The organism is Dyadobacter sp. HNCC25DJ185 (assembly GCF_056895195.1).
In genome coordinates this window covers 968132-982804 of the sequence record NZ_JBXHAR010000001.1, presented here as the reverse complement: position 1 = coordinate 982804, position 14673 = coordinate 968132, and the positions used below count along the sequence as shown (strand labels likewise).

General features: G+C 46.2%; 16 protein-coding genes. 11 read left to right on the top strand and 5 right to left on the bottom strand.

Annotated elements, in window-relative coordinates:
- Positions 1 to 45: 45 nt before the first annotated feature.
- Genes AC1XUF_RS04070 through rluF form a run of 3 tightly spaced genes read right to left on the bottom strand, consistent with a single transcriptional unit; the run spans position 46 to position 2831 of the window.
- On the bottom strand, positions 46 to 750 hold the full coding sequence (locus tag AC1XUF_RS04070) for a hypothetical protein (RefSeq protein WP_483340380.1): 705 nt from the start codon (positions 748 to 750) through the stop codon (positions 46 to 48).
- 21 nt (positions 751 to 771) lie between these two features.
- Positions 772 to 2025: a serine hydrolase gene (locus AC1XUF_RS04065; protein WP_483340379.1), complete on the bottom strand. Its 1254-nt coding sequence runs from the start codon at positions 2023 to 2025 to the stop codon at positions 772 to 774.
- 59 nt (positions 2026 to 2084) lie between these two features.
- On the bottom strand, positions 2085 to 2831 hold the full coding sequence (gene rluF, locus AC1XUF_RS04060; protein WP_483340634.1) for a 23S rRNA pseudouridine(2604) synthase RluF: 747 nt from the start codon (positions 2829 to 2831) through the stop codon (positions 2085 to 2087).
- A gap of 160 nt (positions 2832 to 2991) precedes the next feature.
- Here rluF and AC1XUF_RS04055 point away from each other — a divergent pair, with 160 nt between their 5' ends.
- The gene (locus AC1XUF_RS04055) at positions 2992 to 4290 is read left to right on the top strand and encodes an acetylxylan esterase (RefSeq protein ID WP_483340378.1); all 1299 of its coding nucleotides are present in this window, start codon (positions 2992 to 2994) and stop codon (positions 4288 to 4290) included.
- 32 nt (positions 4291 to 4322) lie between these two features.
- Positions 4323 to 5627, top strand: a complete 1305-nt coding sequence (locus AC1XUF_RS04050) for a Gfo/Idh/MocA family protein (RefSeq protein ID WP_483340377.1) — start codon at positions 4323 to 4325, stop codon at positions 5625 to 5627.
- Positions 5628 to 5811: 184 nt separating this feature from the next.
- Here the strand turns inward: AC1XUF_RS04050 and AC1XUF_RS04045 are convergent, their stop codons facing one another.
- Together AC1XUF_RS04045 and AC1XUF_RS04040 are read right to left on the bottom strand one after the other, a co-directional pair.
- A complete protein-coding gene (locus tag AC1XUF_RS04045; RefSeq protein WP_167271547.1) occupies positions 5812 to 6168 on the bottom strand; it encodes a hypothetical protein in 357 nt (118 codons plus the stop codon).
- 172 nt (positions 6169 to 6340) lie between these two features.
- Positions 6341 to 6667: a tetratricopeptide repeat protein gene (locus AC1XUF_RS04040; protein ID WP_483340376.1), complete on the bottom strand. Its 327-nt coding sequence runs from the start codon at positions 6665 to 6667 to the stop codon at positions 6341 to 6343.
- Positions 6668 to 6760: 93 nt separating this feature from the next.
- Between AC1XUF_RS04040 and AC1XUF_RS04035 the strand changes: the two genes are divergently transcribed.
- The 9 genes from AC1XUF_RS04035 to AC1XUF_RS03995 all read left to right on the top strand — a co-directional run bounded on the left by AC1XUF_RS04035 (position 6761) and on the right by AC1XUF_RS03995 (position 14586).
- A complete protein-coding gene (locus tag AC1XUF_RS04035; RefSeq protein ID WP_483340375.1) occupies positions 6761 to 7498 on the top strand; it encodes an electron transfer flavoprotein subunit beta/FixA family protein in 738 nt (245 codons plus the stop codon).
- A 39-nt stretch (positions 7499 to 7537) separates the two neighbouring features.
- Positions 7538 to 8512: an electron transfer flavoprotein subunit alpha/FixB family protein gene (locus tag AC1XUF_RS04030; protein ID WP_483340374.1), complete on the top strand. Its 975-nt coding sequence runs from the start codon at positions 7538 to 7540 to the stop codon at positions 8510 to 8512.
- Positions 8513 to 8843: 331 nt separating this feature from the next.
- Positions 8844 to 9437, top strand: a complete 594-nt coding sequence (locus tag AC1XUF_RS04025) for a bifunctional nuclease family protein (RefSeq protein ID WP_483340373.1) — start codon at positions 8844 to 8846, stop codon at positions 9435 to 9437.
- A gap of 127 nt (positions 9438 to 9564) precedes the next feature.
- Positions 9565 to 10443, top strand: a complete 879-nt coding sequence (locus AC1XUF_RS04020; protein ID WP_483340372.1) for a cell division protein FtsX — start codon at positions 9565 to 9567, stop codon at positions 10441 to 10443.
- A gap of 43 nt (positions 10444 to 10486) precedes the next feature.
- Positions 10487 to 10702: a DUF3098 domain-containing protein gene (locus AC1XUF_RS04015; protein WP_483340371.1), complete on the top strand. Its 216-nt coding sequence runs from the start codon at positions 10487 to 10489 to the stop codon at positions 10700 to 10702.
- On the top strand, positions 10699 to 11475 hold the full coding sequence (locus AC1XUF_RS04010; RefSeq protein WP_483340370.1) for an undecaprenyl-diphosphate phosphatase: 777 nt from the start codon (positions 10699 to 10701) through the stop codon (positions 11473 to 11475). Before AC1XUF_RS04015 ends, AC1XUF_RS04010 begins: the two co-directional genes overlap by 4 nt.
- 30 nt (positions 11476 to 11505) lie before the next feature.
- A complete protein-coding gene (gene truB / locus AC1XUF_RS04005) occupies positions 11506 to 12207 on the top strand; it encodes a tRNA pseudouridine(55) synthase TruB (protein ID WP_483340369.1) in 702 nt (233 codons plus the stop codon).
- Complete coding sequence (locus tag AC1XUF_RS04000) at positions 12204 to 13130, top strand: bifunctional riboflavin kinase/FAD synthetase (protein WP_483340368.1); 927 nt, start codon at positions 12204 to 12206, stop codon at positions 13128 to 13130. The genes truB and AC1XUF_RS04000 overlap by 4 nt, the downstream gene beginning before the upstream one ends.
- Positions 13131 to 13203: 73 nt before the next feature.
- Complete coding sequence (locus AC1XUF_RS03995; RefSeq protein ID WP_483340367.1) at positions 13204 to 14586, top strand: mercuric reductase; 1383 nt, start codon at positions 13204 to 13206, stop codon at positions 14584 to 14586.
- The last annotated feature ends 87 nt before the right edge of the window (positions 14587 to 14673 follow it).

Here is a 14673-nt window from a genome sequence, read left to right as displayed (position 1 = left end):
TAGCGTAATGGCTGCTTTCCAACCAAATCTTCAAACAGGGAACCCCTAGAATTTACTACAAAACTCAAGTGTCTTCACCAGGTCTTGTTCATTTTCCAGATTAATATCATTTTCTCTCAAAAAGCTGCTAATCTGGCTTTTATTGGAAGAAAACAATTTCAACAGGCTGCCACGGTTTGCCGGATAGAAACGTCTGTTCCGGTCTATCAGAAAGAAAGTCTTATCGCGTTTCAGAACCACTTTATCCTGTCCGTTTAAAAATTGAATTTGACCATTGTGGTTGGTGTAAGACAGGAAACTGGATATGGACGAAGTAGACGAATATTGCCCATATGCAGCATACTTTTCATTGCCCATTCTAACAAAAAACTGCTTTCTGCCGAGCATCACTTTCCCGTAAGTTCCTTCAACCTGGACATGACCGTGGTTACGCCTGTAATAAAAAAGGTCGTTACCAATCACGACATGGTCGATAAAATTATTTTCGGTCATCAACAGCGTATCCTTACTGGGTGCGATAAACATGATCTCTCCATGAACCAGACTATAGTTAAATTTCGCTTTTGAAGTCCTCCCGCCCCGGAAGTAAGCCTGCCCGTCCAAAAATTGATCGTATTGATACCGGTCAGAAAAAGGCATGAAAGAGCTTATATCTGTGCCACTCCTTACCCGGTAAACGTTCTTTTTCTCCTGTGCGAAAACCAACTGGAAGCTGATTAAAAGGAAGAGCAATGAATATATCGCTTTCATTTTCAAAATTTGTTAGGCACCTTAGTTCGAATATTTCATTTTATATTTAGATAGATCCGGAAGGTATTTTTTCTTTCTCTTTAGTTCATATTCATAAATTACCTGTCCCAGATTCTTCATAAAAGGGTAACACACTTCTTTATACTCATACTTGTCGTCGTTGTAAACCCCGTCCTCATTGGATTGAACTACTGCGGAAAGCAAAAACTCAATTTTATTTTCGAAGTCGACGATATAGGCGTTGTCGATGATAAAACCATAAGAATCACCGTACTTATTAAAAATCCGCACGTTGGGATCGGGCCTGACGTTTTGATCGCCACCGTAAAAAAGGAACTTGGCATAAAGTGGCCAAAACTCGGCGGGATCGTAGTGGGGATAGTCGCTCTCGGTTGGGTATTTGCTCATACAGGTATAAATCAGCCGATAGTCGTCAGGCTGTAAATGGAATCTTTCGCGGGCGTCAAAAACTTCGGGGAAAAGCAGTTTCTTCATCACAGCCTGCTGGTCTGTCAGGCTGAATGCATTTTTGTTGGCCATACTGAAAGGTTTGTTCACCAGCCTGTCCGAACTGTCCATATACGCCCTGCCCATTTGCGTATTAGTCAAATTCAGGGGATAGTTTCCCGGATCAAACCGGCCAGGCTGCTCGTATACGAGCTTTTCGCCGTCGTAAAACGAAACCGGGTTGGTGTGTCGTGACGTAATGTCGGTATCTTTTACTGCATATCTATTTAATATTCTGCTGGTTGTCAGTCCATGCCTTTTCAGCCTCTGATTAATTTCGGCCCTCCCAACGAATTCGTAAAGGCGGTTATAGGCGTCGTTGTCGCTAACGAGCAGGATCTTTTTAATATAATGTTCCAAGGAAGGCAGATGATTCGCGGCGGAGCTGTCGTACTCCACTTTGGTTTGCCTGGCAAAATCCACTCCGGTAAGCATTGCCGAAGTTTTGGTGAGACCCCTGATCTGCAATTCATTGATCTTTTCCAGAGCAAAAATCAGTGTCGGCAACTTCACGGTGCTGGCCGGGAAAAAGTAATGCAGATCGTCAAGTTGATAGCTGTAACTTTTGAAATGCGGGATATTGTTTTTGTCGCGGTCAATTTGCGTATAGAGAATCTGCACCTGATTTTTCTGCGGATGGGTGAGGATTCCCGCGAAGAGCTCAGGCCGCTTCTTCATCAGGCGCTCCAGGAAGACGGTATCCCGCTTCTGCGCGACACAGGAAATGGAAAGAACAAAAAAGAATAAAACAGCAAAAATCCTTTTCATAAGAAACAATTCATTTTCTTCCATTTGCCGCCCATTTAAGCCGACAGCGTGTGAAAGAATTATTCTTCCCAGGCGGCCAGTTGCGACCCCTCTTCTGTTTTTGTTGAGCTTTCGACTGCACGATTGATTTCCTGCATTTCCAATTCCGTCAGGTTTCTCCATTTCCCAACCGGCAGGTCTTTGATGGTAACATTCATGATCCGTACCCGTTTCAGTCTGGTGACGTTGTAGCCCAGATATTCGCACATTCGCCGGATCTGCCTGTTCAGGCCCTGTGTCAGCACAATCGTGAAAACATAGCTGCTATCTTTTCTCACAAAACATTTCCGGGTGACAGTATCGAGGATTGGGACACCAGAGGACATCTTTTGTACAAACGCGGGCGTGACGGGTTTATCTACAGTTACCACATATTCTTTCTCGTGGTTATTTCCCGCCCGAAGGATTTTGTTTACGATATCCCCATCGCTTGTGAGAAAAATCAACCCTTCGGAGGGTTTATCCAGCCGCCCGATCGGGAAGATGCGTTCAGGATGACGGATATAGTCGATGATGTTGCCCTTGATGTCCCTTTCGGTTGTACAGGTAATGCCTGCCGGCTTGTTGAAGGCAATATATACGGCGGCTTTTTTTTGTTTCAACGGTTTTCCGTCAACGCGAACGTCGTCGGCTATTGAAGCCTTGTCCCCTAAGACCGCTTTTCGGCCATTTAACGTAATCCTTCCCTGCTCTACCAGCTTATCGGCCTCGCGCCTCGAACAAAAGCCGGTTTCGCTGATAAACTTATTAATACGTGTCAATTCCAGTGGTTCCAAAAATCTTATTCAGGTTTTTCCAGTAAAAACAGAAAGCAAAATACAGCTAATCATAAAAATTACCCTGCCAGCATCAAAGATTTCGCCGCATTGCCTCTTTAACTAGTGGTAACCTATTTATTTATAAGTAAGATAGAACAATTGCATCTATATGAAAAATCGTTTCCTGCTCAGTCAGCTATTCCTGTGGATAACTTTCGCATCGCTTCATGCCCAGCCCGTCAGGCGCCCCGTTGAGGTGATTGTAAGTACGGATCATGAAGACTGGACTTACAAGCCTGGTGAAAAAGTACAATTTACCGTACAAGTTTTAAGAAATGGATATCCGGTAAAAAATGCGTCGGTCCGTTACGAAATTGGCCTCGAAAAACTCGATCCGACTATCAAGGAAACAAAAACGGCCGCCGACGGCAGACTCACGATTGACGGGGGAACATTAAAAACGCCTGGCTTCCTAAGATGCATCGCCTGGGCCAATGTAGACGGCGGCGAATTTCGCGGATTGGCCACAGCCGGCTTCGATCCGCTTAAAATCCAGCCGACCGTCAGCAATCCAGAAGATTTCGACACATTCTGGGAAAATGCAAAAAAAGAGCTGGCAGCCGTTCCGATGGATGCGAAAATGACGCTCCTGCCTGATCGTTGCACTGAGAAAACCAATGTGTACCACCTCAATCTGCAGAATAACAAACAAGGCGTACGTGTTTACGGAATCCTGAGCATCCCTAAAAAAGAGGGTAAATATCCTGCCTTGCTCCGGGTACCTGGCGCTGGTGTAAGGGCCTATTATGGTGATGTGGTTACTGCGGATAAAGACATTATTACTCTGGAAATCGGTATTCATGGCATTCCGGTAACGATGGACCCCTCGGTTTATACGGATCTGGGCATGGGCGTGTTAAACGGCTACCCTTCTTATAACCTGGACGACAAAGACCGCTTTTACTATAAAAGAGTGTACCTGGGCTGCGTCCGCGCTAACGATTTCCTGGTAAGTCTTCCGCAATATGATGGCAAAAATTTGGCAGTAACCGGCGGAAGTCAGGGCGGGGCGTTGTCGATCGTTACGGCCGGTCTCGACCCCCGCGTGAAATGGCTGGGTGCATTTTACCCCGCATTAAGCGACGTGACGGGCTATCTGAACGGAAGGGCTGGCGGCTGGCCGCATTATTTTGATAAAAACAGCATTAAGGCAAATAATACCAAGGACAAAATAACGACCGTGGGTTATTATGATGTTGTCAACTTTGCAAGAAGGGTTAAGGTGCCGGGCCTTTACATCTGGGGCTTTAATGACGAGACCTGCCCCCCTACTTCCATGTATTCGGCTTACAATGTAACTACTGCCCCCAAAGAATTGAAGCTGTACCAGGATACCGGCCACTGGACCTACCAGGAAGAAAGAGACATCATGAACAACTGGCTGGTAGACAAGCTGAAAGGCAAATAATACACCCAAACCAAAGTACCTAACCCATTTTTATGGACCGTAGAACATTCATCGAAAAATCGGCTATGGCCGGTGTGGCATTTTCTTCGTTACCCTTACTGTCAGCCTTGAAGCGGGCCGCCCCTTATCGGACCGCGCTGGTAGGCGCAGGATGGTGGGGAACTAATATCCTGCGCTGCGCACTCCAGGCAGGGGAGTCAAAGCTGGTTGCGCTATGTGACGTGGATGAAAATCAGCTCAAAGTCTGCTCGGATGTCGTTTCTAAACTTACACCCGACAAACCGAAAATGTACCGCGATTACCGGGAGATGCTCGCCAAAGAAAAACCTGAGATTGTCATCGTGGCTACGCCCGATCACTGGCACCCGCTGTGCTGTATAGCGGCTATCGAGGCAGGAGCGCATGTGTACGTCGAAAAACCCATTTCCCATACCATAAAAGAGGGTCGCGCCATGGTGAATGCCACGCGCAAACATGGGAAAATCGTTCAGGTGGGTACGCACAGACGCGTTTCGCCCCATAATATTTCGGGTCAGGAGTTCCTGAAATCGGGGAAGGCAGGAAAGATTGGAATGGCACGGGCATTTGTACACTACGGAGGCGGCCCCGGCCAGAAAACCCCCGATTCAGAAGTTCCGAAGGGTCTGGACTGGGACTTTTATTGCGGTCCGGCTTCATTGGTACCCTACAATAAAACAATCCACCCAAGGGGATTCCGTGGTTATCTCAATTTTGCAAACGGGACATTGGGTGATTGGGGAATTCACTGGCTCGATCAGGTACTCTGGTGGTCTGAACAGAAATATCCAAAAAAGGTATATTCGACAGGTGGCCGCGCCATACGACAGGACAACACGGACGCCCCAGACCACCAGGTAGCTGTGTACGATTTTGACGGGTTTACATTGGAATGGGAACATAGAAATTTTGCGGCAAACAATGCCGAGAAAACGCATCCGCAACAAGCAGTGGGAGTCTATTTCTACGGAACCGAAGGCACTTTTCACATGGGCTGGCTCGACGGCTGGACATTTTACCCCACTGATCCGAAAAAGCCGATTATCCACCAGGATGCACAATTGAACAAGCCCGACGATCAGAATATCCAGCAGCTTTGGGCAAACTTTCTGGAATCCATCAAAACGAACAAACCTCCGGTCTGCGAAATCGAAATCGGACAGAAATCAACCAATGTGGCGCTGCTCGGTATGCTTTCATATAAATTAGGAAGAAGCATTATCTGGGATGGAGAGAAAGAAATCATAGAAGGCGACCCGGAGGCAAATCAATTACTGAGCAGAGAATACCGTGGGGAATGGAAGTATCCGAGTGTTTAAGGATGCATGGCCCAGGCTGATTCGATCTGGTACAAATTGTTTGAGTTTAAAACTTGGAATTGCATTAAAAAGATCAGGAGTTGTTAACCAATGGGCGAACAACTCCTGATCTTTTTTAATGACAAACCTAACCGTAATATATTAGACTGCGCTGACAGTCCATAACCAATGCCCGCCCAGCCGATCAGTCAATCTTGACTACTTCTGCAGGGATATTGTATTGTTCAATTACCTCACGGGTAAACCTGACATGGCCACGGGGTGCCATCAGATACAGTTTTGCGCCTTTCATACCGGCCAGCTCGCTTAATAATTTCCATTTGGAAATGTTACCGCGCAACTGGTCAGTCTTCATCGAAACTTCCAGATAATGTCTGTTGAACATGTTCACACCAGTTACATCAGGTGTAAATTTCAGGTTGTCGGCAGCTCGTTCGTATGACTTAGGAACTTCATAGCCTTCCAGGTTTGCCTGAATTTCTTTGAACCCATGAGCCTTTGCCCACTTTACTACAAGCGGAATAAATGATTCCCTTTCCATAATATGTTGAATAATTTTTTTTATCCCCGTCAACAACGAACTTCACATTAAAAAATCAAGCTTAACTGAGCAGAGGATTAAAGTTTCGCCTGAAACAGGCCGGCAAGTCGTGTAAATAGATTGGAAAGGTACGGGTTTTTGCGCTAATGAGCAAATTTCGGGGACAAATCGGTTAATCGTCTATTTCATCCAGAAAATTATTATAAGCACGCATTAATTCCTGCTGTGCTTTTGTATTCTTTTGTAAACGAGCCAATTCCACACCTTTTTGATAAATTTCCTCAGCTTTGCCCACACTTCCAAGTTCAGCAAAAAGCGCGCCCGCATGGTAATATGTGGGCAAATATTCGTCATGTTTGGTCAAAAGAATGTCGAAAAAAAAGGCCGCCTTCGCCGGATCGGACTTGGTATATTCGATTGCCAATGCGTAAACGTTGAAAGGATCGGCAGGATCTTCCTCGTAAAAAGCCAATAAATTAGACAATAGAGAGCCGTTCATAGAAATTATTATGCTTGCATACTGTTGGTATTTCTTTTAATTTTCCCGGACAAAGTTATTCTCATTAACTACAAAATCCGCAACCAAATCATCATGAAAATACTGGTTTGTATAACGAATGTCCCGGATACCACCGCTAAGATAACCTTCACCGACAACGACACCAAGCTAAATAAAACCGGAGTTCAATACATCATAGGCCCATACGACGACTACGCCCTCGCGCGCGGCGTGGAATTAAAAGAGCAGTTTGGAGGCTCGCTTACGGTGCTCCATGTGGGCGAAGCGGACGCAGACCCTCAAATCCGAAAAGCGCTGGCAATCGGCGCAGACGATGCCATCCGGATCAACGCGGAGCCTTTAGATTCTTACTACACAGCCTTCCAGATCGCGGAGGTCGCCAGGCAGGACGCCTATGACCTGATCCTCATGGGCAGGGAATCCATCGACTATAATAGTGGCGTTGTACACGGCCTGGTTGGCCAAATGCTGGGCATTCCCTCCTATTCGCCGGTTATGAAACTCGATATAGAGGCTGGCATCGCCACCATTTCCCGGGAGATAGACGGTGGCAAAGAAATCCTGAAAGTACCAATCCCACTGGTACTAGGCTGCCAGGAGCCCATTGCGGAATGGAAAATTCCCAACATGCGGGGGATCATGACTGCGCGTACAAAACCTCTGAAAGTGATAGAGGCCGTCGCTACGGAAGCCCTGACTGCGCCTGAGAAATACATCCTGCCGGCACCCAAAGGTGCATGCAAAATGATTCCGGCAGATGAGGCTGAAACATTGCTCCGGTTGTTGCAGACAGAAGCTAAGGTTCTTTAAATCCGGTTAAATTATTTCAAAACATCACAAGTCAGGAAAATGTCAGTCCTTATATATGTAGAACTGGACAACGGTTCAATCAAAAAGACCTCGCTGGAAGCGATCGGTTATGGTGCAAAAGTAGCCGAAATGACAGGCGGGAACGCGGTTGTACTCGCAATAGGAGCAGCAGAAAAATCGGAGCTCGAAAAAGCGGGAAGTTACGGTGCCGCAAAAGTATTACATGCTGCAGAAGAAAAGCTTCAGCATGAAAACAGCCTCGCTTATGCCGATGTTCTCGTACAGGCTGCGAAAATGGAAGGCAGTAAGGTTATCATTTTGTCCAAATCCGGCTTGGGCGATGCGGTCGCTGCGCGCGCGGCAGCCGAATTGAAGGCGGGTATTGTCTCCGGCGTAACCGGATTACCCGAAATCACCGACACTTTTAAAGTGCCCAGAAGCATCTTTACCGGAAAAGCATTTGCAATCGCAGAGATCCGATCTGAAATCAAAATTTTGGTGGTCCGAAAAAATGCCATTGAAATCGATGACGCGCAGATAGCGACAGCTCAGGCACAAGTTGAGGATTTTGCCCCGGAACTAAGTGATGCTGATTTCAAAGCGAGCGTGGTCAATGTAGAAAAAACCAGCTCGGAACTATCCCTTACCGAAGCCGAAATCATCGTATCGGGAGGTCGTGGCATGAAAGGACCCGATCACTGGCAGCCACTGATCGATCTGGCCAGGGCATTAGGGGCAGCAACCGGCTGTTCCAAACCCGTATCGGATCTCGATTGGAGGCCGCACCATGAGCACATCGGACAAACCGGCATCAAAGTGGCCCCCAGTCTGTATATCGCCTGTGGCATTTCTGGTGCGATCCAGCACCTGGCAGGTGTTAACGGCTCTAAATGTATAGTCGTCATTAACAAAGATCCTGAGGCCCCATTTTTTAAAGCGGCAGACTATGGGATTGTCGGTGATGTTTTCGAGGTCTTGCCAAAACTGACCGAGGCAGCAAAGCAGCTGAAATAACAAAACCAGCCTATATCGTGATTAATATAGATTATTTGCAAAACCAGTTTGGCAAAAATCGCTTATAAATCAGTTATTTAAGCTGATTTGCTTTGGGGAATCAAATTTTGAGGCAATTCTTAACCCGTGCGGCATTTTTTTATGCAGTACGGGTTATTTATTTTTGCAACTTCAATGGGCAAGCTAAGTCTGCCCGATTAGGAACACTTTATGTTTTTTATTTGTTAATGCACTGATAATCAATACACAATTAACATTTAAATTTCTCCCTGCCAATATTTCAAAGCATATCCAGCACAACTGTTAACCATACTTGCGCATTTAGTTAAACGTGAAAAAAATTAAGTTAGAAATTCTGGGGCTTTCGCCTAGCCAATCTCAGGCGGGTTCTTTTGCATTGGTACTGGGTGAAGAGTTGGGAAACCGTCGCCTGCCGATCATTATTGGCGTATTCGAAGCCCAGGCAATTGCAGTCCAAATCGAAAATATAGTACCCAACAGGCCGATGACGCATGATCTCTTCAAGTCATTCGCTGATGGGATGAATTATACATTGAAAGAAATAGTCATTTCTGATCTCAAAGAAGGCATCTTCTACGCTAAAATCGTCTGCACCGACGGCCTCAGAGAAGTGGAGATCGATGCAAGGCCCTCCGATGCAATCGCGATAGGCTTGCGCTTCGCTATACCTATTTATACTTACGAGGCCATATTATCAGAGGCTGGAATCATTTCCAGTTCGTTGACTGAAGAAGAGGATGAAGATGATGAAGCTGTGCGCGAGACGGTTAAAGCTACCGGATCCAAGGATCAGCTCCGTGACCTTTCCTTCGACGAACTACAGAGAATGCTGGACGACGCCCTCTCAAAAGAAGATTACGAAAAGGCTGCCAAGATCCGCGATGAAATGGGCAGAAGAAATTAGCTACTCTGCATTTAGTTAAAAAGAGTTAAGGATTCGGCAGATTCGCCCTTTTTTGAATTTTTAATCCTTATTTTTGCTGCATACCCTCCCGAAACTTCGGTTAACAAAAGCGAAATCATACGCTGTTATGGCTAAAAAAAAGAAGATTGGAAGTTACCCAAATGCAATGATCGTCATGAGCCTGACAGCGGCGCTATTCCTGATTGGTTTTTGCGGGCTGTTGGTAATCCAATCCAAAAAACTGGTATCCATCATTCGCCAGAACATTGAAGTAAGGGTTTTTCTGGATAAGCAGAGCACCAAAGCTGGCCAGGATTCGGTTCTGAATATCATCAAGGCAAAACCATTCGTGCTGAGCTCTTCAGAAGCAAAACCCATCACATATGTATCCAAAGAAGAGGCTGCAAAAGAATTTATTGCGGGCACGAAAGAGGACTTTGCTAATTTCTTAGGTGAAAATCCGCTCCGGGACAGCTATCGCGTCAAAGTCCAGGAGGATTATTTCGAGGAAGCAAAGTTGCAACAAATCAAAAAAGACATTGAACAGATCAAGGGTGTTTACGAGGTAGTGTACCAGGAAGATCTAGCAGACAGAATCAACCAAAACGTCACCAAGATTTATATCGTCCTGGCGAGCTTTGCACTTGTTATGCTGATTATCATTGTGTTATTAATTAACAACACCATCAAGCTGGCCATATATTCTCAGCGTTTTCTGATCCGGAGCATGCAGTTGGTAGGCGCCACTAATGGTTTTATTCAGCGTCCTTATGTCTTGCGCGGGGCGATACAAGGGCTGGTTGGCGGTGTCCTTGCAGGGGTTATGCTGATCGGGTTGCAACAACTCGCCGTTCGCAATATAGAAGGGCTCGCGATACTGCAAGAATATGATAAAATTGTCTTCTTGCTAGTGGCAGTGCTTTCATTGGGCGTTTTGATTGGCATTTCAAGTACCTATCAGTCGCTTGCCCGCTATCTGCGCATGGCACTCGACGACCTGTATTAATCCGATAATTGCATTAAGTGTTCAGATCAAAAAATACAAAGTAATGAGCAGCAAAAAAGAAGAACTCCCTTTCGCTACATCCAACTACACAATGATGTTGATTGGCATCGCAATCATCCTCGCGGGTTTCCTGATCATGAGTTTTGACAGTGCAGAATTCGGTTTTGGGTTCCTGGGCCTGACACTGGGGCCGGTCGTCACAGTTTCCGGATTCATCGTTGAGTTTTGGGCTATCTTACGTAAACCTGCTAATTCATGAGTATCTGGCAGGCTATTATCCTTGCAATCGTCGAAGGAATCACCGAATTTTTGCCCGTTTCGTCTACCGGCCATATGATCATTGCTTCCTCATTCATGGGGATCAGTCATCTCGAATTCACGAAAATGTTTACGGTTAATATCCAGTTCGGTGCGATCCTGTCTGTCCTGGTGCTTTACTGGAGACGCTTCTTTCAAACTACCGATTTCTATTTCAAGCTGGCTGTCGCATTTCTTCCTGCTGCGGTTATTGGTTTTTTATTGAATGACTTTATCGATGCCCTGCTTGAAAACGTGGTAGTCGTGGCAATATCCCTGCTCGTAGGAGGTATAATCCTCGTTTTCATTGACAGGATTGTGAACGATACCCGGGAAAAAGAAATTACCTATTGGACTGCGCTTAAAATCGGCTTTTTCCAGTGCATTGCTATGATACCCGGTGTTTCAAGATCGGCTTCCACAATCATTGGAGGCATGCTACAGGGATTATCCCGGAAGCAGGCAGCCGAATTTTCATTTTTTCTTGCCGTGCCGACCATGGCAGCTGCCGGCGGCTACAAGCTTTTGAAAACTTACGATGCCATCAAGGCAGAAGATATCCAGACATTACTAATTGGTAACCTGGTGGCATTTGTAGTGGCGATGCTCGCTATCAAATTCTTTATCAGCTTTTTAACCAAATATGGTTTCAAGGTTTTCGGCTATTACCGTATCATTCTCGGCCTAATCCTGCTGGGTTTGCTTGCATCAGGATATCAGCTGGACATCGTCTGATCGTCCCGGTGCCTATTAAAATTTTCACTATTGAACCAAGATCATAACATACCGGACGAGGGTGAAGTCATTCTGATTGACAAGCCTTTGACCTGGACTTCTTTCGACGTTGCCAACAAGCTTAAGAAAGCCTGCAAGTTCAAAAAAATCGGTCACGCCGGAACTCTGGATCCATTGGCTACCGGTCTTCTGATCCTCTGCACCGGAAAAAAAACCAAGCAGATTGACACCTACCAGGCTCAGGAAAAAGAATACACGGGGACATTTATGTTGGGCAAGACAACCCCGTCGGTTGACCTCGAAACCAATTTCGACGCTGAGTATCCCACAGGACACATTACCCCCGAAATTCTTGAAAAAGCCCGTTTGCAGTTAACTGGAAACATTGAACAGGTTCCACCGATTTACTCCGCAGTGCGTGTTGGAGGTGAACGGCTTTACAAAAAGGCCAGGCGCGGTGAAGTGGCAGAAATTAAGAAACGGAGCGTAGAGATTTCTCTTTTTGAAATCGATAGCGCTAACTTTCCCTCCATCGATTTTAGGATCATTTGCTCAAAAGGTACTTATATTCGCAGCATGGTTCGTGATTTCGGCCAGCTGGTCGGGAGCGGTGCCTACCTTAGTGCGTTGTGCAGAACGAGGATTGGCGCTTTCGAACTCAAAAATGCATGGAATCTGACCGATTTCATTCATCAGAAACGGATAGCATTGCAGTTAGAATTAGACGAATGAACATATACCATAGCCTGGAGTCCTTTCATAGATTGGAAAACGGCGTCGTAACCAGTGGCACATTTGACGGTGTGCACCTGGGACATCAAAAAATACTTTCACGTCTTGTTGAAATCAGCGAACAATCCGGAGGCGAGTCAGTAGTACTTACCTTCTGGCCGCACCCACGCACGGTTGTTTCGGAAGATAGCCAGGCACTTCAGTTGCTGTCGACCATTGACGAAAAAATAGACTTGTTTGCCAGCCTGGGGATTCAACACCTGGCCATTGTACCATTTACCCGCGCTTTTTCCGAATTAACTTCTGATGAATTTATTCAACAGATCCTCGTCGACAAGATCGGAACAAAGAAACTGGTGATTGGTTACGACCACCGCTTTGGCAGAAACCGTCAGGGCAGCTTCGAATTCCTCCAGGACAACTGCTCCAAGTATGGCTTCGAAGTGGAAGAAATCCCTCGTGCTGACATTGAGCATATGGCGATCAGTTCGTCAAGGATACGCAAGTCGCTTATAACCGGCCATATCCATGAAGCCAACGAGCTGCTCGGCAGACCCTATACTTTGTCCGGAACGGTAGTGAAAGGCAAGCAGTTAGGCAGGACGATCGGATTTCCTACGGCGAATCTTTACTTACATGAATCTTACAAGCTCGTCCCATTGAACGGCGTGTATATCATCCATGCATTACATAACGGCAACCGGCACAAAGGAATGCTGAATATTGGTGTCCGTCCGACCATAGACGGTACCACGCGCACCATCGAGGCGCACTTGTTTGATTTTGACCAGGAAATTTATGGTGAGGACCTGCAATTGGAACTGCTACATTACCTGAGGCCCGAACAAAAGTTTGACGGATTGGATAACCTCGTCAGGCAAATCAACGTAGATAAAGGGAATACTTTGCTTTACTTCTCGTAAGCGGATACTCTGCCGAAACTCAGGGCGTGCCTCACAGGCACGCTTTTATTGTTTTCAGATCAAACACGATTTTATGGAACATTACGACGCAATTGTAATCGGTGCCGGCCAGGCAGGAGTCCCGTTAGCCAAAAAACTTGCAGGCTCGGGCCTGAGAACAGCATTGATTGAAAAAAGATGGCTTGGCGGGACGTGCGTAAATGACGGCTGCTCCCCTACCAAAACGATGATCGCCTCTGCAAAAGCAGCCTGGTTTGTCGAACACAGTAAAAGCCTCGGCGTTGTTTCGGAAGCAGTCGAAGTGGACTTTAAAACCATTCTTAAAAGAAAAGATGAAGTGGTTCAGAGGATGCGCGGAAACCTTGAAAAGGGCATTTCCGAAACCAAAAACCTGGATTTCATCGAAGGTGAAGCTCATTTTTCCGGGGCAAAAGAAATTACGGTGGCATTGAAAAATGGTGGCACCTCTTTGCTCAGCGCGGACATGATCTTTATCAATACAGGCGAGAAACCATCCATCCCGGACATTCGCGGAATCGATGACATTGATTATCTGACGAGCACGACCATCATGGAGCTAGACGATATCCCTGAGCATTTACTGGTATTGGGCAGCGGATATATCGGGATGGAATTTGGGCAAATGTTCAAAAGATTCGGAAGCAAAGTGACCATTCTGGAGCCTTCTGAGAGGATACTGAAAAAGGAGGACGAAGATATCGCGGAAGAAATAGCAAAGATCCTCACGGAAGAAGGAATTGACATTCAATGCGATACAAAAGCAATCGCCTTTGAAAAAAATGCGGGAGGTGTATTGGCAACCATTGACCAAAAAGGAATAACCAGCCTTCTGACATGTTCCCACGTTTTGGTGGCGACAGGAAGAATGCCCCAATCCGCAGCGCTCCGACTGAGTGCCGCTGGCGTGAAAACGGACGAGAAAGGCTACATACAAGTAAATGACAGACTGGAAACTTCGGCGAAAGGTATTTACGCCCTGGGCGATGTCAAAGGAGGCCCGGCATTTACCCATATTTCCTATGATGATTACCGGGTGGTCCTGGAAAATATAACCGATAAGAGGAACGCTTCGATCAAGGACAGGATCGTCCCTTACTGTATGTTCATTGATCCTCAGCTCGGCAGGGTCGGCATGACTGAACAGGAAGCGCGTGAAAAGGGATTAGATATCAAAGTTGCAGTTTTGAAAAACGACAGCGTCGCCAGGTCCATTGAAACCGGCGACTTACGAGGAATGATGAAAGCGGTTGTTGACGCGAAAACAGGCAAAATACTCGGTGCCTCCGTCCTCGCTGAGCAGGGCGGCGAGGTGGTTACGATATTGCAGGTCGCCATGATGGGTGGTCTTTCATACAGGCATATCCTAAACGGCGTCTTCGCCCACCCCACTTATGCTGAGTCCCTGAACAATCTTTTTATGATGCTGGAAGAATAAATGGCTGGTTCTTTTATTAAATATGGATCGATTTCGGCTTATTTTATGTAGCATTTAAACATGCGTGCAGCTTGGCTTCCAAACTTC

Bases quoted from the DNA above. Each gene is read 5' to 3' on its own strand.
- AC1XUF_RS04045 (WP_167271547.1), bottom strand. From the start codon at position 6,168: ATGGAAAGGGAATCATTTATTCCGCTTGTAGTAAAGTGGGCAAAGGCT.
- AC1XUF_RS04035 (WP_483340375.1), top strand. From the start codon at position 6,761: ATGAAAATACTGGTTTGTATAACGAATGTCCCGGATACCACCGCTAAG.
- AC1XUF_RS04020 (WP_483340372.1), top strand. From the start codon at position 9,565: ATGGCTAAAAAAAAGAAGATTGGAAGTTACCCAAATGCAATGATCGTC.
- AC1XUF_RS04015 (WP_483340371.1), top strand. From the start codon at position 10,487: ATGAGCAGCAAAAAAGAAGAACTCCCTTTCGCTACATCCAACTACACA.
- AC1XUF_RS04065 (WP_483340379.1), bottom strand. From the start codon at position 2,025: ATGAAAAGGATTTTTGCTGTTTTATTCTTTTTTGTTCTTTCCATTTCC.
- AC1XUF_RS04070 (WP_483340380.1), bottom strand. From the start codon at position 750: ATGAAAGCGATATATTCATTGCTCTTCCTTTTAATCAGCTTCCAGTTG.
- AC1XUF_RS03995 (WP_483340367.1), top strand. From the start codon at position 13,204: ATGGAACATTACGACGCAATTGTAATCGGTGCCGGCCAGGCAGGAGTC.
- AC1XUF_RS04040 (WP_483340376.1), bottom strand. From the start codon at position 6,667: ATGAACGGCTCTCTATTGTCTAATTTATTGGCTTTTTACGAGGAAGAT.
- AC1XUF_RS04050 (WP_483340377.1), top strand. From the start codon at position 4,323: ATGGACCGTAGAACATTCATCGAAAAATCGGCTATGGCCGGTGTGGCA.
- AC1XUF_RS04055 (WP_483340378.1), top strand. From the start codon at position 2,992: ATGAAAAATCGTTTCCTGCTCAGTCAGCTATTCCTGTGGATAACTTTC.
- AC1XUF_RS04030 (WP_483340374.1), top strand. From the start codon at position 7,538: ATGTCAGTCCTTATATATGTAGAACTGGACAACGGTTCAATCAAAAAG.
- AC1XUF_RS04010 (WP_483340370.1), top strand. From the start codon at position 10,699: ATGAGTATCTGGCAGGCTATTATCCTTGCAATCGTCGAAGGAATCACC.
- AC1XUF_RS04000 (WP_483340368.1), top strand. From the start codon at position 12,204: ATGAACATATACCATAGCCTGGAGTCCTTTCATAGATTGGAAAACGGC.